This is a genomic window from Brevibacillus fluminis, from assembly GCF_052072235.1.
GTDB lineage: Bacteria > Bacillota > Bacilli > Brevibacillales > Brevibacillaceae > Brevibacillus_D > Brevibacillus_D fluminis_A.
Map to the genome: position 1 here is coordinate 3,569,981 of NZ_CM125436.1, position 20,193 is coordinate 3,590,173.

The 20,193-nt window shown below is 50.7% G+C and carries 20 protein-coding genes; 10 read left to right on the forward strand and 10 right to left on the reverse strand.

Going from position 1 to position 20,193, the window contains the following annotated elements; translation table 11 throughout:
- Positions 1–16: 16 nt before the first annotated feature.
- Positions 17–685, reverse strand: coding sequence for a helix-turn-helix transcriptional regulator (locus ACTID9_RS17775; protein ID WP_441066112.1), 669 nt, complete (start codon positions 683–685; stop codon positions 17–19).
- A gap of 108 nt (positions 686–793) precedes the next feature.
- Between ACTID9_RS17775 and ACTID9_RS17780 the strand changes: the two genes are divergently transcribed.
- The 5 genes from ACTID9_RS17780 to ACTID9_RS17800 all read left to right on the forward strand — a co-directional run bounded on the left by ACTID9_RS17780 (position 794) and on the right by ACTID9_RS17800 (position 2,995).
- The gene (locus ACTID9_RS17780; protein WP_441066114.1) at positions 794–979 is read left to right on the forward strand and encodes a hypothetical protein; all 186 of its coding nucleotides are present in this window, start codon (positions 794–796) and stop codon (positions 977–979) included.
- An 86-nt stretch (positions 980–1,065) separates the two neighbouring features.
- The gene (locus ACTID9_RS17785) at positions 1,066–1,326 is read left to right on the forward strand and encodes a hypothetical protein (RefSeq protein WP_441066116.1); all 261 of its coding nucleotides are present in this window, start codon (positions 1,066–1,068) and stop codon (positions 1,324–1,326) included.
- A 158-nt stretch (positions 1,327–1,484) separates the two neighbouring features.
- Entirely contained in the window at positions 1,485–1,853 is a 369-nt protein-coding gene (locus tag ACTID9_RS17790) for a helix-turn-helix domain-containing protein (RefSeq protein WP_441066118.1), read from the forward strand.
- Between the two features lie 117 nt (positions 1,854–1,970).
- Complete coding sequence (locus tag ACTID9_RS17795; protein ID WP_441066120.1) at positions 1,971–2,594, forward strand: ImmA/IrrE family metallo-endopeptidase; 624 nt, start codon at positions 1,971–1,973, stop codon at positions 2,592–2,594.
- The gene (locus ACTID9_RS17800) at positions 2,591–2,995 is read left to right on the forward strand and encodes a hypothetical protein (protein WP_441066122.1); all 405 of its coding nucleotides are present in this window, start codon (positions 2,591–2,593) and stop codon (positions 2,993–2,995) included. The genes ACTID9_RS17795 and ACTID9_RS17800 overlap by 4 nt, the downstream gene beginning before the upstream one ends.
- A 42-nt stretch (positions 2,996–3,037) precedes the next feature.
- On the opposite strand, the gene ACTID9_RS17805 is transcribed toward ACTID9_RS17800, so the two are convergent.
- Positions 3,038–3,688, reverse strand: a complete 651-nt coding sequence (locus ACTID9_RS17805; protein WP_441066124.1) for a hypothetical protein — start codon at positions 3,686–3,688, stop codon at positions 3,038–3,040.
- A gap of 291 nt (positions 3,689–3,979) precedes the next feature.
- Here ACTID9_RS17805 and ACTID9_RS17810 point away from each other — a divergent pair, with 291 nt between their 5' ends.
- Positions 3,980–4,738, forward strand: coding sequence for a 2-phosphosulfolactate phosphatase (locus tag ACTID9_RS17810; RefSeq protein WP_441066126.1), 759 nt, complete (start codon positions 3,980–3,982; stop codon positions 4,736–4,738).
- Between the two features lie 101 nt (positions 4,739–4,839).
- On the opposite strand, the gene ACTID9_RS17815 is transcribed toward ACTID9_RS17810, so the two are convergent.
- The 3 genes from ACTID9_RS17815 to ACTID9_RS17825 all read right to left on the reverse strand — a co-directional run bounded on the left by ACTID9_RS17815 (position 4,840) and on the right by ACTID9_RS17825 (position 8,814).
- Positions 4,840–6,567, reverse strand: a complete 1,728-nt coding sequence (locus ACTID9_RS17815; RefSeq protein WP_441066128.1) for a putative bifunctional diguanylate cyclase/phosphodiesterase — start codon at positions 6,565–6,567, stop codon at positions 4,840–4,842.
- Positions 6,568–6,871: 304 nt separating this feature from the next.
- The gene (locus ACTID9_RS17820; RefSeq protein WP_441066130.1) at positions 6,872–7,942 is read right to left on the reverse strand and encodes a phenylacetaldoxime dehydratase family protein; all 1,071 of its coding nucleotides are present in this window, start codon (positions 7,940–7,942) and stop codon (positions 6,872–6,874) included.
- A 41-nt stretch (positions 7,943–7,983) separates the two neighbouring features.
- Positions 7,984–8,814 carry a methyl-accepting chemotaxis protein gene (locus ACTID9_RS17825; RefSeq protein WP_441066132.1) on the reverse strand — a complete coding sequence of 277 codons (831 nt, stop codon included), beginning with the start codon at positions 8,812–8,814 and terminating at the stop codon, positions 7,984–7,986.
- Between the two features lie 90 nt (positions 8,815–8,904).
- Between ACTID9_RS17825 and ACTID9_RS17830 the strand changes: the two genes are divergently transcribed.
- The gene (locus ACTID9_RS17830; protein ID WP_441066133.1) at positions 8,905–9,381 is read left to right on the forward strand and encodes a hypothetical protein; all 477 of its coding nucleotides are present in this window, start codon (positions 8,905–8,907) and stop codon (positions 9,379–9,381) included.
- 147 nt (positions 9,382–9,528) lie between these two features.
- Positions 9,529–10,416, forward strand: a complete 888-nt coding sequence (locus ACTID9_RS17835) for a LysR family transcriptional regulator (RefSeq protein ID WP_441066135.1) — start codon at positions 9,529–9,531, stop codon at positions 10,414–10,416.
- Between the two features lie 56 nt (positions 10,417–10,472).
- On the opposite strand, the gene ACTID9_RS17840 is transcribed toward ACTID9_RS17835, so the two are convergent.
- The gene (locus tag ACTID9_RS17840; protein ID WP_441066137.1) at positions 10,473–12,533 is read right to left on the reverse strand and encodes a peptidoglycan D,D-transpeptidase FtsI family protein; all 2,061 of its coding nucleotides are present in this window, start codon (positions 12,531–12,533) and stop codon (positions 10,473–10,475) included.
- Positions 12,534–12,867: 334 nt separating this feature from the next.
- A complete protein-coding gene (locus ACTID9_RS17845; protein WP_441066139.1) occupies positions 12,868–14,694 on the reverse strand; it encodes an ABC transporter substrate-binding protein in 1,827 nt (608 codons plus the stop codon).
- A 102-nt stretch (positions 14,695–14,796) separates the two neighbouring features.
- Here ACTID9_RS17845 and ACTID9_RS17850 point away from each other — a divergent pair, with 102 nt between their 5' ends.
- The gene (locus ACTID9_RS17850; RefSeq protein WP_441066141.1) at positions 14,797–16,032 is read left to right on the forward strand and encodes an MFS transporter; all 1,236 of its coding nucleotides are present in this window, start codon (positions 14,797–14,799) and stop codon (positions 16,030–16,032) included.
- A gap of 156 nt (positions 16,033–16,188) precedes the next feature.
- Positions 16,189–17,349, forward strand: coding sequence for an iron-containing alcohol dehydrogenase (locus ACTID9_RS17855; protein ID WP_441072630.1), 1,161 nt, complete (start codon positions 16,189–16,191; stop codon positions 17,347–17,349).
- A gap of 61 nt (positions 17,350–17,410) precedes the next feature.
- Here the strand turns inward: ACTID9_RS17855 and ACTID9_RS17860 are convergent, their stop codons facing one another.
- From ACTID9_RS17860 to ACTID9_RS17870, 3 genes are all read right to left on the reverse strand, one after another.
- Positions 17,411–18,103 carry a TVP38/TMEM64 family protein gene (locus tag ACTID9_RS17860; RefSeq protein ID WP_441066143.1) on the reverse strand — a complete coding sequence of 231 codons (693 nt, stop codon included), beginning with the start codon at positions 18,101–18,103 and terminating at the stop codon, positions 17,411–17,413.
- Positions 18,104–18,196: 93 nt separating this feature from the next.
- Positions 18,197–19,444 (reverse strand): MFS transporter, encoded by a 1,248-nt coding sequence (locus ACTID9_RS17865; RefSeq protein WP_441066145.1) that lies wholly within the window; start codon positions 19,442–19,444, stop codon positions 18,197–18,199.
- A 231-nt stretch (positions 19,445–19,675) separates the two neighbouring features.
- Complete coding sequence (locus ACTID9_RS17870; protein ID WP_441072631.1) at positions 19,676–20,035, reverse strand: Lin0512 family protein; 360 nt, start codon at positions 20,033–20,035, stop codon at positions 19,676–19,678.
- Positions 20,036–20,193 lie beyond the last annotated feature (158 nt).

Genomic DNA, 20,193 nt, shown 5'->3' on the forward strand with positions numbered 1-20,193 from the left:
AGTCGAAAAAAAACGATCAGCCGGCTTGCAGCTGATCGTTTCCGTACATGGCGAGCGCCATTTTTTTGATTACATTGCGTTTCATTTCGTGGAAGTGCGAGCGCGAGATGCCGAGATGCTTGGCGATGACGTTCATCCGCATGCCATCCATGATGCACTCCAGGACGATGCGTTCGCGCTCGCTGGTGATCTGCTCCATGGCTTGTTCCACGCGCAGGATGCTTTCCGTCAGCTTTTGCAGCCGCTTTTGGTTGCGCTCGCGCCGCACGACCTCCCGCTGCGTTTTGTCGCTGGTCGTCCCTTTTCCGCTCGGCAGCGCGGCTTCGATGCCATACGCGCTGCCGAGCGATCCGCCGACTTCTTCCAGCGAGAGGCGAATCCGCTCGATTTCACGCAAATTGAACGAATAGTCTTTAATCTCTTCTTCTGCACGCATGATCATGTCGGCATAGCTGTCAAAAGCCGCTTTCGTTGCTTGTACGTCATCATCGGTTTGGTCAACGGCCGGCATCACTTGCCGTGCAACCGCTTCGTTGAATTTTTCCCATTCCGGGCAGCTCTCGATTTTGCCGACGTGCAGATTGTGAACGTTGCACATGCTTTTTTGTCCCCAGCAGGTCGCCGGGCACTTCTCGCACACTTCCTCGATCAATCGGCTTCTTTTTTCCATCGACATGCGATCCATTTCCTCATCCCCCTGTATTTTTTTCTTGATTCCGACCTATCAATCGAAACTTATATCCAAATGGTTCGTATAACGGTAGTGACAGACAGATTGCTAAGGAGTGATTACATGCTGAAAAAAATTTTGCATCACTTGCTGAACTCCAAGTCGTCTTCCCACCGGTACCGCACGTACAGCAGCAGCGATACTCATCACTGGAAGAACGCCCATACCCGTTCGAATCACGGCCATTCGCATTACGGCAGCTCCCATTACAAAAAGAAGCATTCCAGCCACAGCTTTTTCAGCAGTTGACGCGCAGCGGCATGTTCGACAATCTCCCCTCCCCATCTGCATGGGGATTTTTTCGCGGTTGACCTTCATGACAGGAGGGCGTACTGATGTTCCTTTTCATTGATTTTTTGTTGACCTTGTTTTCTCCTTACAAGACCATCGTCCATACGGCTTTTGGCAACGAGGCATACTTCCGCATAACGGCCAAGCTTCAAGCACATGGCGTTTCCTATCGCACCAGAAGCCACCCCGATTTCCGCTCGGCGGGAAACCAGCTCGTTGCGCACAGCGATTTCGCCCAATACGATATTTATGTCAAACCGGAAGATGAACATCGGGCTTTGGCAGCGATTCATACAAGCTCATGAGGCGCTTCATTTCCTCACCCTCCACTAAACGAATCGTTTACTTGATATTCAAAGCTTAAACTAAACGTTTCGGTTAGTCAATGGCGTTTATAAACTTTTTGTTTAAATATTTAAACGTTACGTTTACACATGATACAATACATATGGAGGTGATCCCATTGACTCTTGGCGAAAAAATGAAAAAGCTTCGTGAGCAACATGGCTGGACACAGGCGCAAGCTGCCGAGAAGCTGGGGGTATCCTCTCAAGTGGTCTCCAACTACGAGCGGGATTACCGCTCACCGGACAAAGAAACACTCTCCAAAATCGCGAAAATGTATCATTGTTCCATCGACTGGCTGCTTGGATTATCCGATTCACAAGAACAAGCGGGCGAGGGTGGCTCAACTGTTCAGACTGAAAAAGTAAACAGGGCTTTTTTGGAATTTCCGGAAGGGATTAGCGAAGAGGAACGCGAATATTTAGAAAAGCAGATGAAACTCCAACTGGAGATTTTTCGCAGCCTAAAAGGAAAAGATGGCAAATGACTCCGCTACCGCAAGAAAGGGCGGGCTCGTTTTTCGTTCGCTACAGCTCATCGACATGAGCTCTATTTTTTGGCCACAAAACAGAACATACGTTCCGAATCAGAGAGGGGGATTTCGATGCTTGCACACTACCAACCTACCGTGCTCGAAGATTGGGTCGAAGCAAAATATCAATCCGTTGGCATTTTAACCCCTGCTGATCTTACCATCGACAATATCGCCAGCGCCTTCCATATCAAGGTGGTCCTGCTGCCCGGTGCCAAGGAAGAAGCCCTCTGGGATGATTCGCTGGCGGCAATCTTTCTGAATGCGGACAAACCTGCCCTAAAGACGCGCGAAATTTTTTTCCATGAGCTGTGCCATCCGCTGCTGCATCATGGCGACCAGCTCGGGATGTCATCCAACCAGCGGCTGCATCAGGAAGAACAGGCAGGCCATTTCCAGCTATACGCAGCCCTTCCCTTTTTCATGATTCGCTCGCTTGCGCTTCCGCCACTGGAACAAGACATCATCCACCTGCTCGCAACCGAATTCGCGGTGACGCATGAATTGGCGCAGAAACGATGGGAGCAGATTCATCGCCGCATTTATTTTGGCGAATCCCACTATCAGCTCGTCGCCGAGATGCGCAGCCGGTACAAAAAGGCGATGCCGAAAGAGTGGTCGGAGGAAACAAAATCGCTTTACGAACGTGCGATCCAACGAAAACAGAAAAATAACAGAGGGATGGTGATCCGATGAATGCATCTGTCTATTACGATTATTTCGATGGGCGTCTCGCTCCGCTTTGGTACGTGCTAACCTTTCAAAAAGGCGAGCTGGATTGGCGTGCCCCAAGCCTGTTTGTGCCGATCAGCCTGCCCTTTTTGCGGCAGGAGCTGGATGACTTCCATGCACATGCGCTCGGGCTCACCGTTACGCTGGGAGAGCTGACGCTTCATCCGCATAAACCCGGCCAATTCGGCATTTCGTTGCCGAGATTGAGCCAAAGAGCTGCGGAAGCGGGTTATGCTTGTGAGGATGTCGAGCTGTTCATTATGCAGGTCGCCGATCTGGAAGAATTGCTGCAGATGCGTCTTTTTGTCCGAAACGATGCCCGCGCTGGCAGCATGCTGCCAGAAAGCGGGGAGACTGCGTCGTGAAGGAAAAAGCCGCGCGGCACCTTGGGCGCTGCGCGGCCGATCTTATCCATCCGGCTGGACAAGCGTGATCTCGATACGTTCTTTCCCTTTTCCGATATTGTTTCGTTTCAAACGGAGCTGTCCCACCTCGCCTGTCCGCTTCACATGCGTTCCGCCACATGAAACGCGGGCAAATCCGGGAATTTCCCAATACCGCCGCTCCGCCTCGGGATCGCTGAAGGCGCTTATGATGGGGTGATCTGCCTCGATCAGCTCATGTGCTTTTTCGGTCAAGAGCGGGAACGATTTCGCGATGTTCTCCTCCCATTCAAAGTCGATCCGCGCCTTTTCTTGTGCGATATGGGCCCCGATCTTGGTGATCGGCCCGAGATTCTGGTACACGAGTTCCAGAATGATTTCCGCGGCAAAATGCAGGCGCATCAGCTTGTACCGCCTGTCCCAATCGATTTCGGTGCTAACCGGCATGCCAGGGGAAAGCCGATGCCCCTCTTCTAGCGTATACACGATCTCTTGCCCCGCTTTGCGAGCCTGCAGCACCGGATACCCGCCGATCGTGCCTGCATCGCTTTCCTGCCCGCCTGCCAAAGCATACAAAATCGTCTCGGCGAGCGTAACCTCACTTCCTTCCACCGTTTTGACCGTTGTAGCAAGCTTGGTTTGATAGGGGTCTTCCCAAAAGATTTTTTTCACCATGGGCGCACGTCCTTTTCGCATAGGTCTATTTGTCGATTTCGAATTGGCACCAGAATGAAACCGCCTCCTTTCCGTATTTTACAGATTTTTCAGTGTTTTTTATTCGGAAAGTGAGGTATACCGCTCACAGTGAACATAATCGTTATTGATTTTTACCAAAATATGTAAAACAAAACATCCAGAACCTATTCAACATCATAGCAAATTCTTCAATATAAGTCTATTTTCTCAGGATTTGCTGTGGCATAATTGGTCCCGTTCGTTACCTTCCTTTTGATTGGAGTTGTTACGATGTTTGCGCAAAATGGATTTGACTGCAAGGTGGAATGGGGCAAGCGCGGGGCGCGCGAGGCTGCGGAGCGGGGGGACATCACGATCATCGTGGATGTGCTGAGCTTTTCGTCGACGGTTGTGACGGCCGCGAGCATGGGGGCGATCCTCTATCCTTATCCTCCGCCGATCAATGACACGGCCCGCGCCTATGCGGAGGCGATCGGTGCAGAGTTGATGCTTGGCAGAGCGGAGGCGGCCCGGATCGGCACCCCCTCGCTTTCTCCGCTTTCCTTCGGCCCGCAGCATCGACACAAACGATTTGTCCTCTGCTCGTTGAACGGAGCGGCTTGCACACGGATCGCCGCCCGGGTACCCGCGCTGCTTGTCGGCTGCTTGCTGAATGCCGCAGCCGTCGCGACTCAAGCGAATCGTTTGCAAAAGCGGACAGGCGCCGCAATCACCGTGGTTGCCTGCGGCGAGCATTGGCGGAATCCGCAAGCCAACGAAAATGAGCTGCGCCCGGCGATAGAGGACTACTTGGGAGCGGGTGCGATCCTGTCGCAGCTGACCGGCAGCAAATCGCCGGAGGCGCTCGTCTGTCTCGGCGCATTTCAACAAGCAGAGCCGCAGCTTTTCGAGTTGATCCGGGATTGCGGCAGCGGACGGGAGCTGCGGGCCAGCGGCTTTGCGGATGATGTCCGCCATTGTGCGCGCCTGGATGCGTTCGACGTCGTCCCGCTGCTCAACGTGGATCATTTCACCCTGATTATGCAGTGACTGGAGCAAGTCATCCGGGCAATCATCCCTTTCATCGTCAACTGTTCATACTTTTTGTCCTTTGCAAGTCGCTCATGACCGCTCCCGCTCTCGCAAGCCTTTTAAACCATCTTGATTTCAGCGATTTTCGTTGCATATTGGTTTACATAATGTGAAAGCAACTCCACTGGCATCGGCTTTGAAACGAGATAGCCTTGAAAATAATCGAAATGGAGTCGATTGAGTAACTCAAATTGATCGAACGTTTCTACTCCCTCTGCAACCACTTTCTTTTGCAATTGATGGGCGATCATGATGACTGCTTTCAGGATGGCCTCATCTTCCACCTTGCCGCTTTGAATAAATGATTTATCAATTTTCAGATTATGGAAAGGCAAACGTTTCAAATAACTGAGAGACGAGTATCCCGTCCCGAAATCGTCAATCGAAATTTGGACCCCCATCGTAACCAGGTCTTGTAGCGTTTCAATCGCTGTTTCTACGTTCTTGGCAATGGAGCTTTCCGTGATCTCGAGTTCCAGGCGGTTCGCTGCCAGTCCAGAAGCCCGGAGAATATCACGTATTTGTTTGGGTAGCTGCTTATTTTCCAATTGTAGGGGAGACAGGTTTACAGCAATCATTTTTGGGCTGGCATGCAATCGTTGCAACTGCTTCATGTCATGGCAAGCTTTCTGAATCACCCAAAGACCGATTGGGTTGATTAAACCGGTCTCTTCAGCGAGCGGGATAAACTCCGCAGGTGAAATCCATCCCATTCGCTGGTGTTTCCATCTTATCAGTGCCTCAAATCCTCGAATGATGTTTCGCTCCACTTCTACGATTGGTTGATAATGCACCTCCAGTTCTCCTCGTTGAACGGCTTTTTTCAAATCACTTGCAAGCTGATAACGATCCACTCGGGGGTGTTCATGATTTTTATCGTAGAAGCAATAGGTGTTTCCTCCTGCTCGTTTCGCCTGAAGCAATGCAGCCCTGGCATTTTTGAACAATGCCTCAAACGTCTGACCGTCTTGAGGAAAAACGCTTATCCCGATGCTGCCAGTCACATCCGCTTCTCGATTGTCAACGTGGAAGGGAGCCTGAAATTGACGCAAAACGTTGCGAACAATCTGGATAATATCACGTTTTTGGTTCCTATTCGAACACATTACGGCGAACTCATCGCCACCCACTCTGGCCAATACATGACCCGTCCCGATCGAACGCATCAATCGGTTCGCCGCCTCCTTTAGCAAGAAATCTGCCGCAGGCTGACCAAAAGAATCATTGATCAAAGAGAATCGGTCAAGATTGACGAGAATGAGAGCCACTTTGTTTTGGCTCCCTTGTACCTTGTTCAACTCGGCTTGCGAACGGTCGCGAAAGCAGGAGCGATTCGGCAGGTTCGTAAGTTGATCCATGAACGTTAGCTCATTCACTGCCTTTTTTTGCTCCGTGATGTCTCGCGAGATCCCGATATACCCGCTGACGTTTCCCTTCTTGTCGATCAGAGGTGAGATTGTCAACAGCGTATGAATCCGGGTTCCCTCTTTATTCACGCGTATTGTTTCATATCCAGAGACCTTGCTGCCATTTTTGACCCGATCATGCAGGGACTCCGCTTCCCTCAAGTAATCGGGAGGAATAACCGGCAGTTTATGTCCAATGATCTCCGACTCTTTCCACCCATACATGTGCTCGAATGCACCATTTACTTTTAGAAGATTACCGCTCAAGTCCACGACATCGACTGCATCCGTCATGTGGTCAATGAACACATTGAATGGTTCACTTATTAGTTGGAAGTGCGCTTCTGCATAAAGCCGCCTACCGTGTTCTACCTTATCCAATCCCATCTCACCCATTCGTACAAAAATTGGAAATAACGCGCTATTTTTGACTTTGGAGGCTTTCTTCTCAAGAAGCACACATATCCGTAGCAAACGCATGAATGCGGAAGAATATCGAATAGGCTATTTCGTAGAAATAGCCGAAAGTGAGATAACCGTTGTTTGTCCGGATCGGTAACGCTGTATTGTTCTTGGCATGTTAGACAGAAGTTGTTTCCGATTGTACATGGTGTCTTGCACCCCAAAGTATCCTTCAAGCTGTTTCAACCAGCATGTCATCAACGTCTAACGAGCCTTGTCCCCTTCAAGGCTTTTCTGCAAATAGATGGGCAAATTGCAAGAGCCCGGTTGACGAGTGACAATTCATATATTCAAAAATGACTTGGTCTGCCTTGAGAACAGACACCTCATGCCAAAGAGCAAGTTCAGTAGCGTAATTATGCTTTTGCAACATTTCAAAAAAAGTCTTGTAAATTTTCAAATGCGAAGGGTGGCTCTTCGCCCACTCTTCCAGGTGTGCTAACGATAAAAAGTACGCGATCGTGCACGACTTATCAAGGGAATCCCCCGTTAATCCAACTTCGTATACAAATTTTGACGATAAACAACCTGTTTCCGCAGGATTCTGCCGGATATACTCAGACCCTTCCTTTAATGTAGGTTCCACTAATTCCAAATACGTTTTTCTTTCTTCTTCGCTGCATTGAATCCAATTTTGCGCTGTGCGAATCAAACAGATATGATCCGGTGGATATACGCGAATTCTTTTTCCTGACGATGCACCAAGCGCTGGTTCTAAGATGTTCTTATCATACGCAGTATCCAAGCGATCGTGTGCAGATGCCTGGATACGATCCCTCATGGAACCCCAATATTCATGCACCTTTGTATATTTTATCGGCAAGAAATTCGACACCCCATTATCATGATTCTCACCAGAATGGATCGTCTCGATATGGTCATTTGGAATACATACGATTTCTCTCCATAGACCGACATCTTGTACAGGTTTTACACCTTCGCCCCAATATTTTTCGATCGACGAACTCGAATTCCACTTCTCGAATGTCTCCTGATTATCCCAATAAACCAAGAAGATATGGTTTACGTATTCATCAATGTCTTGGTGAACCGCTCGATCTACGTGTACTGGTCCATCGGGAGTTTGAAAAGCTTGGAGGAATTGATCGATATATCCCGTTGGATTCATCCCGTTCCTTGTTTGTATACCAAATTGTCCAAAAACAATACATGCTGTGGTAAACTCTGCTGTCCAGGCATTCGATTTCGGCTCATGGTTCAGCGGCAATGCGGCCATAAATTTTTTCCTCCCAGTAATGTCGTCTCTTGCCCCCGAGCTTTTCCAAGCATTCATAGACAAATGCTCCTCAAGGCCAAAAGCATTTGGTTCGCTTGTCAGGGCTTCTCTTTTAACAAATCCGTAATAAAACTATGTAACGTTTCACACAGCTGATGCAATTCGTCAGTCATTCTTGTAAATAACTCGGATTGAACAGCCAATTCACTGGAAGATTGGCTAATATCATGTATGCTGTCTTTCATACCGATAATGGAACCTTTCATCTGCTGCAAAAAAGCACCGATTTTCTGCGAAGCCTCCTCCGAATGTTTGGATAGCTTGCGAATTTCGGTTGCAACAACCGAAAAGGTTTTCCCGTATTCGCCAGCTCTTGCAGCCTCAATCGCTGCATTCAGACCAAGCAGATTCGATTGTTGGGCAACATTATGGATAAACGAAATAACGCTATCCATGTTTTCGGTATTTTGCAAATTCATGTTGGAGGTAGCCGATATTTCTTGAATCGTAGCCGAAAGTTGTTCAGCATGAGCTGTGACCGAATGGGTTTGGTCTACAATGGTATTGGCTATCGTATCCAATTTGCCGATAATGTCCTTCAGCAAATACTCTTTATATAAACTGATTCCAAATCCGAGACAGCCGATCCATCCTCCCTTTTCATCAAACAAGGGATAGCCGATTGCTTTAAACGGCGGGCCATATTCTGGAGGGGAAATCTGCTCCACTCGATCCCTTGTTTTTTTTATCGTTCCAAACAAGTCGTAATCCAGGAAAAGCTGCCCAATGGTAATGGGAGCATTCAGTGATTTTGATGGTGAATAGTACACGTACTTTTCAGTGTCCGTAACCGCCACCATGAAGTCTTCATCACAAAAGATTTTTGTCAGTACAGGTCCTAGTGAGATTGCTTGTTCAAGACTATTCATGTATGCAGACATTCTCCTCGTAATTAACGTAAGACAAGCTCTACGATGGTGTTATAATATGGTAATGATCTATTACATAGGGGTGACAACATGAACTGCTTATTCGGTAAATTTCATTATTTTAAGGATGAAGAAAGGTTGTTGTTCACCTGGAAGGTAACCGGAAAAATTGAGTTATCAGAGATCTCTCCGATCGTCGACACCATAAAATTACATGTGATGTCCCTGCCAAAGGGGAAAGTTAAGTTGTTGGTAGATAACCGACACATGGTGGATAGTGATAATCATCCCATTCTTTTCAGCAGTGCGATCAACATGGAATGGATACTGTTGCAACAATGGTTAATCGATTACTGTTCCCTTGTGGCTGTCCTCTGTGGTTCAAGATTAATGAAGGCGCAAATGGATCGGATTGCCGAAAGTAGCGGAATAAGTCAAATTTTAAAAGCGTTCTGGAGCAAAAATTATGACGAGTCTTTATGGGGGGCAATGAACTTTTTGGAGATGAAAGCAAATCAAGCATCTCTTCTTTCCTGCCTGGATCCCGCTAACATCACTTTCGACTGAAAACAGATTACATAGCCAAAAATCAGAAGTTTGGAAATTCCCTCCTTTCAGGGGGCTTTATCTGGCTTCATTATAAAATAGGGTCGTTCTATATTTCAAAACAGTTGTTTTTATAAACCATATAAATCAGATTTATGGAGAGCGATCATGGAATTAAAAGATATCCAAACATTCGTAACTGTGGCACAGCTTGGAACGATGAGTGCCGCCTCAAAGCATTTATTCGTAACCCAACCGGCGGTCAGCGTGAGAATTCAACGCATCGAAAAAGAAATTGGGTGTCACATATTTGAACGGGTAGGACAAAAAGTTAAGCTGACACCTTCTGGCCAAGTGTTTTACTCAAGATGTTTGTTACTCTTGTCCGACTTGCATGAAGCGATTCGCGAAGCAAAAGTGGCAAATAATCAACCCGGTTCTTTTACCATCGGGATGGCGGAGGCAATGTCCTCGAAATATTTTGCCAAAAGAATCCGGGAATTCACCACATTAAATCCTGCCATTGTACTCAATTTGCGAATTTCTCCAAATGAACAAATAAGCAGCCTGATCGAAAATGGACTCATTGATGTTGGGTTCCGATATTTCATGGATCATCATACGCCTAACGTTGAACAAATTAAGGTTGCTAGCGAACAATTTGTCGTTGTTTCCTCTTTTCATTCCAAACTTGTACCCGATTCTTGTTCCATTCACGATATTTCCGGCAGTATGAATTGGGTGACTTTTCCGGCAGGAAGTCAGTCGGATGAAACAGTAAGCAAATTATTAGATTCTTTATTACTCATTCATAACATTAGCAAAGGGGCATCGATTGAAGCAGAAAGTCTTACGGCTCAAAAAAGATTGGTTGAATCGGATTTGGGATTGGGGTTCCTGCCAAAGTCTTTTATTGAAGAGGAGCTTGAATTGCGCTCCCTTCGAATCATCGATATTCCTGGATTAAGCGTGAAAGTACCCATCTTCGCGATTTATCGTCTCTCCTCTTCTGTGATTGAGACAATTGAGAGATTCGTAGATTTGATTTCGGTATAATCATCCAAACAAAAAGAAGCTTCCCGTCATCACAGAGGGAAGCTTCTCCTTTTGCATCATTTCGGTTGCTGATCCGCCGGTTTGTCGGTCGGTCCCAATCCGATGTACTTGTCGTAAATGTCAAAGATGCCGCGTGCGATGTTGGCAGCAGAACGACCGCCGTATCCGCCTTCCGGCACGATGACGGCCACGGCCAGCTTCGGATTTTCCAGCGGAGCGAAGGAAACCAGCACCCCGTTGGTCACGCGCGCATAGCGTTGCCATTTTGTTTTCTTTTGACCTGTCTTGCTGTCCACGTATTCAGTCGGTGTGTAAATGTCTTGCTCGGATGTCCCGGTTTTCGCCGCAATCTTGTATTTTGATCCGGCGAACGCGCTGATCGCGGAACCGCCTGGCTGTGTCACCAAATACATCCCTTCGTGGACGATGTCCCAATACAGGTCCGGCATTTTCACGGTGTTCAGCACTTTCGGCTGGAACGCTTGCACGACCTCGCCTTTGTCATTCACGATATGGTCCACGATTTGCGGCTGCAAACGGACGCCTTTGTTGGCGAGCGTCGCCGCATATTGGGCAAGCTGCATGGCGGTTACACGAATTTGCTGGCCGAAAGAGGACTGCACCATCGATGCGAGCGGGCCATATTCTTTATCCATTTGCAGGAAGTCCTCTTTCCCGCTGCTCTCGCCAGGCAGATCGACACCGGTTTGTGTGCCCAGCCCAAATTCATGGTAATACTCCTGCAGCTTGCTTGCGGAATCTTTGCCAAATTTTTTGGAGATCCCGTCCCCGATCCGCGCCATATAGGTGTTGGAAGACTTCTGCAGCGCTTTTTGCGGTGTCAGGACGCCGTAGTTGTGATGCTGGTCATTATGGATTTCATCCGTACCGCGCCCGTATTTGTAGGCGCCCGGGTCTGTCCACACGTCATGCGGGCCGATGATCCCCTCGGCGATCCCCATCAAAACCGTGATCGGCTTGACGACCGAACCTGCCGGCACGACGGATTGCGGATGCTTGTACCCTTCCGCTTCTGCCGCTGCACCCGTTTTCGGCCGTACGTCATACGGTGCGTCTTTGATCGTACCGTTCGTCACGGCATACTTGATCTGGTTGTACGTGTCGCTGTCCAATCCTTTCAGCCAAACGTTCGGATCATACTCGGGGTAGCTGACCGCTGCGACGATTTTGCCTGTCTTCACTTCGATCGCGACCGCGTACGCCCCTTTGGCATAGGACGCCTTATCCACGCTCGAACGCAGCTTTGGCATGAAGTCTTTGATGAAATCGCGCACGCCTAGCTGGACGCGGTCATCGATGGTCAAATACAGGTCGTTTCCTTTGGTTGGCGGCTTCTCTTTCACCATGCGGATCACTTTCTGATCGGAGGTGACCTCATACTGGCGATAGCCGTTTTCGCCGCGCAGCTGCTCCTCATAAGAGCGCTCCACGCCGTCGAGGCCGACCATCTGATCCGGCAAATAGCGGTCCTTCTGGCTCACGTAAAAATCGGACGCCAGGTTTTCCGCCACATGGTAAGGCCGGACATAACCGATGGTTTGAACAGCCACCTGATTCGGATCGTAGACGCGGATCGATTTGGTCACAACGTCGATCCCCGGCAGTTCGCTGCGATGCTCGCCCAGATAGGCGATCTCGGTCTGCGACAGATCGTATTTCAAATCTTTTTCCATGAATTTGGGGGATTGGCGCATCACACGCTGCATTTTGCCGTCCTTCAGTTCATAGCCGACGTCCATTTTTTTCAGCAGCGTCGCTTTGTCCGTACCAGCCAACACTTTCTCCAGCTTGGTGACCAGCGCCAAATAATCGTCGCTTTTCATATTGTCTTGCTCATTGTAAACGGCTGTAAACGAGGCGCGGTTGCTCACGATCGTGTGCCCGGTCCTGTCGTAAATGTTGCCGCGGATCGCCGATATCGGCGTCTGCTTGTAATGCTCTGTTTTCGCTTGCGCGGCATAGTTGGCGCCTTGCAAAATTTGCAGATCTGCAAGCCGCAGGATGATCGCAGAAAACATGACGAACACAATGAGATACAATATATTTAAACGCTTCCCGATGTCGGAGCGCCGTTCTTTTTCCTGTTCTTCCAGCATCGCTTTTCACCTACTTTTGTTGCTTTTGACTTTCTTCCCTACGCGTACGAAAGTGTATGATACTCCTCCTTTCTTTTCCTGATCTTTGCATGACCCCTGAAAACAAAACAACCTTTTCTACTATACCAGCATTGAATCGCCGAAAAAAATAAATCCTCGCTTATATTTGTCCCTCTTCTTTCTCGGCAACCCCTCATATTTTACACCAACATATGCGATTCATCTATACAAATCACTGCCCTGCGCGCACCTTGCAAACCCAAAGAAACGCAGGCGCTGCCTGATCTGGCAGCATGCCTGCGCATTGTATTTTACCCTTTTTCGGGATTCATGGCTAGCGTTCCTTGAACCATAATGTCCGGTAATCCGCCCATCCGTATGAATTGATCGTTACACCGGAAAGGAGCTGGTGATGGGACGAACTTTGCCGCGTATGGTACAGGTAGAGGATTGCCCGCTTCGCCTTTACATGCCGATCGATTTGCCGAAACAGCTGCATCCGTGTCGAGGCCGCCGGCTCCTGGATCAGCTGGTTGATCTTGTCATCGACGTAAGCGGCGGACGATTCGTCCAGATGGCCGCGCAAAAAGCTGTTTGTCCGCTGCAGCGTTTCAAGTAACGAGATTTCGAGATTGTCATCGTACACTTCACCGGAAAGGATCATATCCGCTTCCTGAATCCGCTGCTTCGTTTGCAGCTCCTCAATCGCAAACACGCTCACTTCCAGCTGCACGCCGTACTTCTGGCATTCGGCGGCCACCCAGCGCACATCGACCTCGTTTTCCGACTCCGGCTGGTACGCATAAATCCGCAGCCGCTCTCCCTTATATCCGCTTTGTACAAGCAAGGCACGGATTTCTTCCTCCGACGCCTGCGGGCGGATCGGCTCCCGTTCCGCTTCTTCCGCAAATTGGGGAATCATCCCATAGGCAGGGCAGAGGCGCTTGCCTTTTAGCTCCCTGATCATTTTTCCACGATCGAGCATCAGGTCGATCGCCTGGCGAAAAGCGGGATGCCGGATGACGCTGTCTTTCTTTACGTTAAACGTGATGAACAGCGAGCCGGTCTCGATCTGATCGTGGTCCAGCCACTCCGCTTCGCCCCACTCTTTTTCCGCCTGAAACGGAAAATAGCGAATCGGCAGGCCACCAAGCTCTGGCACCACCCGGTCTTTCAACTCCGGGATGATCCACAGGTCGACGCGGTCCAGATGCGGCCTGCCGCAAAAATAAGAGGGAAACGCCTCCAGACGAAACAAAACGTCATCGTTGCGCGCCAGTGAAAAGGGCCCGCTGCCGATCGGCATGCGGCTGAATGCCTCCTCTCCGTTTGCCAGCGCGTCCCGCGGAATGATAGAAGTCGCGGTCGAACTGAGGAAGTGCAGGAACAGAAAGCTCGGTGTCGCCAGCTCCACTTCCAGCACCGTGTCTTTTTTTACCTCGATCCGTGTAAATGATGCGAACAGGCGAAAATACGGGATGTCGTCTGCCAGCTTTCGTACCCGTTCCAGCGTCGCTTTTACGTCGTGTGCGGTCAACGGCTGCTTGTGATGAAACAGGACGCCTTTTCGCAAATAAAAGGTCCAGACCGTTCCTTCCTCATTTCGTTCCCAATAGTGGGCGAGATGCGGTTTGATCGTCTTCGTCTCCAGATCGAACACAACCAGCGTATCAAACAGCTGCTTCACCATATGCGCTTCCGTTCGCCGCGTCACATACAGCGGATCGAGCCTCGGAATCGGCCGATAAAACGGGAAGCACAGCGTTTCCAGCTGCCTGCTGTCGCGCATTTCCACCTGATAGCCAAGGCGCTTGTAGACCCAGTCCAGAAATGACTCCATCGGCGGGCCGTCGATGCCGTTTTCTTCCAAAAGCGCAAAGGCGCTTTGGAATTCTCCTTTTTCCCCAAGCTCCTTGGCAAGCAGCAAAATGATGTCCTCACGCTCTTTTTTGAATGCGATCGACGAGCGGTTCCCGCGTCCCCGGCCCGGAATCCAGCTGATCCAGTCGAGTTCGCCCATATGTTTGACCAAGAGCTTGGCGTTGCGGATGGTGCATGCGCAGACCGCAGCGATTTCCTCCAGCGTCACCTCATGCGGGGAGGGGCCGTCGTCACCGGTCAGGTGCGTATGCAGATTCAGATAATGGCGGGCGATTTGCATCAGATACCTCTCTTTATTTAAAAGGGGAAATTATTTTATAACCATATTACACTTTTTCTTCCTCTTTATCTATTTATAATGAGTCACAAGGGAGGGAAAATCATGTCTCAGCTACACATCACGGCTCAAACGAATGCGGAACCAGCCCCGTCCATCTGGCGAAACCGCAATTTTCTGATCTTGTTTGTCACGGGAATCATCATCGAGTTCGGCAGCAAAGTCTACGAGCTGGCGCTGCCGCTCATCCTGTTTGAAAACACCCATTCCGCTGCGACGATGGGCACGATGCGCGCGATTGAATTTTTGCCGAATCTGCTTTTCGCCATGTTTATCGGGGTATTTGTGGACCGGGTGAACAAAAAGCGCTGGATTCAGCTCACCGTCACCATCCAGATGCTGCTTTTGACCGGGCTCTACATCCTTGCTCGTTTCGGGCATGTTAGCATCTATCATTTTTATCTGGCCGGCTTTCTCTTGATGACCTTGTACTACGCTTACGGCAATGCCAAAGTAAGCATCGTCAAGCAGGTGCTGCCGACCCAGCTGCTTATCTCGGCCAATGCCAAATTTTCTTTCACCACCACGCTGATCGGGATAATGGGGCCGGCCATCTCCGGCTTTATTTTGCTGTTGGCCAATTTGTATGACGGCCTGTTGCTCACGGCCTTGAGCTTTTTGCTGGCCATCGGCAGCACGTCTTTCCTGCAGGCCCAGGAGGAGCGGAAAACGGCTCGCGGCAGCAGCTTTTGGCAAGATTTGCGCGACGGCTGGCGTGTGCTGCTGTCCAATCGCCCCTTGTGGCTGATCACGATCTTGGTGATCTTCCTCAATTCCACCGCCGGGATGTACGATGCGATGGTCATCTTTTTCGCCAAAGATACGCTGAAGCTGGACAATTCCGTGCTGGGGCTTGCCTTGTCTGCTGCAGGGCTTGGCGGCTTGCTGGGAAGCGCGCTGGTTGGGTACGCGAGGCAGCGCTTTCAGACCGGCAGGCTGCTTGGTTTGACGATCGTGGGCGATGCCATCGCCTATCTGGTCATGTTTTTTGCCCCAAACGTTTGGGTCATGATGCTGTCGCTGCTGCTGGAAGGCTTGTTTGGCACGATGTCGAGCGTCTGCATCTGGACCTTCCGCCAGGAGAGCACGCCATCCGGCATGATCGGGCGGATCAGCGGTATCACCGGCAGCATTTTCAAGCTGGGGATGGTGTTCACGATATTCGGTTCCGGCTGGATTGCCGAGCTGTTTGACGCGTCCTATGTTTTTCTCGGCGCAGCGATTATGTCGATCGGCATCTTCATCGCCTACCGCAACCTGTCGCTTTGGCATTTGCGCTGAGGCGACTGAATCTCCTGCCCGATTGCACAACTTCCAACGCTAAGTACAGACGCGACACTTCGACTTTGGAAGTTGCGCAAGGTTCTTTGCTATAATAATGGTGCGTGACACTTTTCCTGATCGCATGTGGAACCGGAATGAAACTGGAGGGACATGATGAACACTTTTGCGTATCACAATCCAACCCGCCTCTTTTTTGGCAAAGGATCGCTCGGGAACTTGGCGACCCAGATTCCAAGCGGCAGCAAGGTTCTGCTCGTCTACGGCGGCGGCAGCATCAAGAAAAACGGGCTTTATGACCAAGTCATCGAACAGTTACATAACCTGCAGGCAAACGTATTCGAACTGAGCGGCGTGGAGCCGAATCCGCGCCTTAGCACTGTCAACAAAGGTGCCGAGCTTTGCAAAAAAGAAGGCATCACATTCATTCTCGCGGTCGGCGGCGGCAGCGTCATCGACTGCGTCAAGGCGATTGCAGCGGCGGCCAAGCTGGATGGCGACATGTGGGATGTCATTACCCGCAAGCGGACCGTAGAGGATGCACTGCCATTCGGCACCGTGCTGACCTTGGCTGCAACCGGATCGGAGATGAACTCCGGCAGCGTCATCACCAACTGGGAGACGAAAGAAAAATACGGCTGGGGCAGCCCGCTCGTGTTCCCGAAATTCTCCATTCTCGATCCGACATTCACCTTCACGGTGCCGCGCGACCAGACGATTTACGGCATGGTCGACATCATGTCGCACGTATTCGAGCAATATTTCAACCACACGGGAAATTCGCTCGTGCAGGACGGCTTCTGCGAGACGATCCTGCGCACCGTGATCGCTACCGCACCGAAACTGTTGGCAAACCTGGAAGATTATCCGTCCCGCGAAACCATTCTCTACAGCGGAACGATGGCGCTGAACGGCACGCTTGCCATGGGCATCCAGGGCGACTGGGCCACGCACAACATCGAACATGCGGTGAGCGCCGTGTACGACATTCCGCACGGTGGTGGGCTGGCGATTTTGTTCCCGAACTGGATGGAGCATGTGCTCGATGAAGGCGTAGATCGCTTCAAGCAGATGGCGATCAATGTGTTCGGCATCGATCCTGCCGGAAAAACCGACCGCGATGTCGCCCTGGAAGGCATCCGTGCCCTCCGTACATTCTGGACGTCCATCGGTGCGCCGAGCCGCCTGGCTGATTACGGGATCGGTGAAGAGAACCTGGAGCTGATGGCAGACAAAGCGATGGTGTATGGGCCGTTCGGCCATTTCAAAGTGTTGAACCGTGAAGACGTGCTCGCGATCTACCGCAAATCGCTGTAAAGCTTCATACGATGAAAAAACCCCTCCTATGCATGCACACAGGCCACCAAAGCCTGATGCTTCACAGGAGGGATTTTTTTTGGTGTCGTGCTTGCCAGCGCCTGTACATCATGTACACGAGCCCGACAAAGCACCCATACGCGACGAGTGTGACAACCGTGAGATACAAGTTGTGAAACAGCTGATCGCCTACAAACGTAAACAACAGGATCGTCGGAATCTTGCCGAGCGCAGTCGCTGTGGCGAACGATGCTGTCCGCACGCTGCTGATCGCAGAATAGATGGTCACCACCGGCGAGGGCACAACCGGAATCAGCCTCGCAAACAAAATGGCCAAAAACGCATTCGCTTCAAACAGATGCGTGAATTCGTCCACTTTCGGGTAGCGCGCCAGCATACGTTGACCCGACTTTTGATAGCCATAGCGCACGAAAAGAAACAACAGGATCGCCGAGCCGAATCCGCCCGTCCAGTTGATCAGCGCCCCCATGGCCGCCCCGTATTTCGCTCCCATCATCCCGGCAAAAACGCTGTAGGGGAAAACCGGGAACAACCCCAAAAAGATCGCTGCCACGAACATGTAGGGCAGCAAATGCGCATCGCCGGTCTTGAGCCAGGCTGTAATCTTGCTGAGGTTCCCGAACGCGGCCAGCAAAATGAGCAGGTAGCCGACAAGCAGCAGCCACTTTTTCATATGTACGTGGCGATACGGGACGGGTCCATTGCCTTCATTCGCCTTCCCCCTTTCATGCATACGGGTAGTGTTGCCAGTTTTTTGATCGGCAACTCGCGCACTACTGCTACATAGCAAACATAAGGCGCTGCCCGCAAGCAGCGCCTCGTTGTTCTATCCGTTTTTCTTCCTCAACACACGGCCGAAAACGATCAAGATCGGCGACAGCAGCGCCGCCGCAACCACCAGGGAGGCTCTGACAGACAGTCGGTTGCCCACCCAGCCGACAAGCGGGCCACCACCGCTTTGACCGAGCGCATTCGACTGGCTCATCATCGACAGGACCGTAGCGCGCACACTGCTGTCGATATTCATGTTGAGCCATGTGTCGTACATCGGCTCTTCCAACGACTTGATCACCCCGATCGCGAGCAGTGCGCACAGCGCCCAGACAAAGGTTGGCGCGAACGCAAACGCCAGCAGCCCAACGATTCGCAAGCCTGTTAGGACAAACATTCCGACAAGCACCACGCGCTCCTTGCTCATATCCAACCGTTTTTCGGCAAGCTGTACCGCAAACAGGCTGACAAACGTAGATAACACCGAGATCATCCCGAACCAGATCGCCATCGAAAGCGGGATGTCAGCAGGGAAGCCGATATCCGCAATCAAATGCGCTTCCCACAAACGGTCGTAGCCCTCAGACGCCGCTCCGCTGAAGATGGTCACGACGAGAATCGCCAGCAACACCGGATGGCGCCGAATCACCTTCGCACCGGACAGCCACGTTTTTTTCATCTCCTGGAAATGGGACGTGTCTCCCGTACGCGCCGGTCGGACGAAATTCGTCTCCCTCATGCACAGGATAAGGAAAAAGCCCAACCCGAGATAGAGGAAGCCGCCGACCATGTATGGCAGGTTGGAAGCGAACGAATACAGCCCGACGCTTGCCGCGATGCCGATCAACGTCCCGAGCAGGGAAAAGCGTTTGGCGCGCAAAAACAGCGCCCCTACCTTGTCCTCCCCCACTTCATCGACGATCCAGGCGGTGTTCGCACCGCTTAAAAACGTGTAGCCTACACCTTTGACAAATTCACTGAACAACAGCCAGGCGAACATCGGGATCAGCAGACTCCCTTGGGCGAGCCATTGCACATTGCCTCCCAGCACGAAACCGCTGCCGAGCACGAACATGCCGATAATCACCGAGCGCCTGCGGCTGTACGTATCAGCCACCACGCCGGTAATTCCTTCAAACACGAATGCCGTCATTTCCAATACCGTCCCCACAATCAACAGCTGCAACGGGTTGAGACCGAGCATCGTGATGAAATAGACGGCATAGGTCGTAAACATCGTAGCATTCGCGAGGGACACCATAAACATCATCGTTACATAGACTTGCGACGCGCGTACTTGCATACAACAGGTTCCACCTTTTTACGGCAGAAGATGCGCTGCGTATGGTTTACACGCCGGTATTGCTTTTGCTCCGCTCGCTTGCGTACACCTACGCGCGCATCGCTCTGCCAGAATGATTTTCCTTGCTCATCTCGCTTTGGGCAGATTTGATGAAGATTAACATGCCAAAACACCTCCGAATGATTGTTAATTACCATTATATGTCGTTTTATGGATTTGAAAAGGAAAAACTTAGTAGCCGACTTCCACCGAGGCGATCACGATGTAGGCGAGATCATTGCGATCCTCTTTGTCTGCCAGAACGACACCGCTGCTCGTCAGCATGCCGCCCTCCACGACCTCAAAGCTTACCTCGCCATATGGCAATTCCGCACGTACCGTCTCCAGGTCGAGCTTGTCCTGATCGGCCGGGACCGCCAAGCGAACATTCACTTTCATGTTATGGATATTGTTATCTGGCAAAACGGAGCGCAGACCGGGCATCGAGTTGTGATGAATGGCATTTTGCACCGCGCGAACCGCCGCTTTGGTCACGTTTTGTCCATGGAGATCGATCCCCATGCCGATTTCGATAAACATTACTTTTTCCATCATGTACACACTCCTCTTTTTTCATTGGGCAAAAGTAGTGTACCACGCCTGGTGGCGGATTTTCCAAAAAATGCGCTCTCTCACTCTATCAGCCGATTTGGTTTGCGGGTCAAGGCTAGATGACTGACACGCTAGATTCATGTCTCTGCAAGACGTTT

Coding starts and splice junctions, on each gene's coding strand:
- ACTID9_RS17775 (WP_441066112.1), bottom strand. CDS start 685: ATGGATCGCATGTCGATGGAAAAAAGAAGCCGATTGATCGAGGAAGTG.
- ACTID9_RS17780 (WP_441066114.1), top strand. CDS start 794: ATGCTGAAAAAAATTTTGCATCACTTGCTGAACTCCAAGTCGTCTTCC.
- ACTID9_RS17785 (WP_441066116.1), top strand. CDS start 1,066: ATGTTCCTTTTCATTGATTTTTTGTTGACCTTGTTTTCTCCTTACAAG.
- ACTID9_RS17795 (WP_441066120.1), top strand. CDS start 1,971: ATGCTTGCACACTACCAACCTACCGTGCTCGAAGATTGGGTCGAAGCA.
- ACTID9_RS17800 (WP_441066122.1), top strand. CDS start 2,591: ATGAATGCATCTGTCTATTACGATTATTTCGATGGGCGTCTCGCTCCG.
- ACTID9_RS17805 (WP_441066124.1), bottom strand. CDS start 3,688: ATGGTGAAAAAAATCTTTTGGGAAGACCCCTATCAAACCAAGCTTGCT.
- ACTID9_RS17810 (WP_441066126.1), top strand. CDS start 3,980: ATGTTTGCGCAAAATGGATTTGACTGCAAGGTGGAATGGGGCAAGCGC.
- ACTID9_RS17820 (WP_441066130.1), bottom strand. CDS start 7,942: ATGAATGCTTGGAAAAGCTCGGGGGCAAGAGACGACATTACTGGGAGG.
- ACTID9_RS17825 (WP_441066132.1), bottom strand. CDS start 8,814: ATGAATAGTCTTGAACAAGCAATCTCACTAGGACCTGTACTGACAAAA.
- ACTID9_RS17830 (WP_441066133.1), top strand. CDS start 8,905: ATGAACTGCTTATTCGGTAAATTTCATTATTTTAAGGATGAAGAAAGG.
- ACTID9_RS17835 (WP_441066135.1), top strand. CDS start 9,529: ATGGAATTAAAAGATATCCAAACATTCGTAACTGTGGCACAGCTTGGA.
- ACTID9_RS17840 (WP_441066137.1), bottom strand. CDS start 12,533: ATGCTGGAAGAACAGGAAAAAGAACGGCGCTCCGACATCGGGAAGCGT.
- ACTID9_RS17845 (WP_441066139.1), bottom strand. CDS start 14,694: ATGCAAATCGCCCGCCATTATCTGAATCTGCATACGCACCTGACCGGT.
- ACTID9_RS17850 (WP_441066141.1), top strand. CDS start 14,797: ATGTCTCAGCTACACATCACGGCTCAAACGAATGCGGAACCAGCCCCG.
- ACTID9_RS17855 (WP_441072630.1), top strand. CDS start 16,189: ATGAACACTTTTGCGTATCACAATCCAACCCGCCTCTTTTTTGGCAAA.
- ACTID9_RS17860 (WP_441066143.1), bottom strand. CDS start 18,103: ATGCATGAAAGGGGGAAGGCGAATGAAGGCAATGGACCCGTCCCGTAT.
- ACTID9_RS17865 (WP_441066145.1), bottom strand. CDS start 19,444: ATGCAAGTACGCGCGTCGCAAGTCTATGTAACGATGATGTTTATGGTG.
- ACTID9_RS17870 (WP_441072631.1), bottom strand. CDS start 20,035: ATGGAAAAAGTAATGTTTATCGAAATCGGCATGGGGATCGATCTCCAT.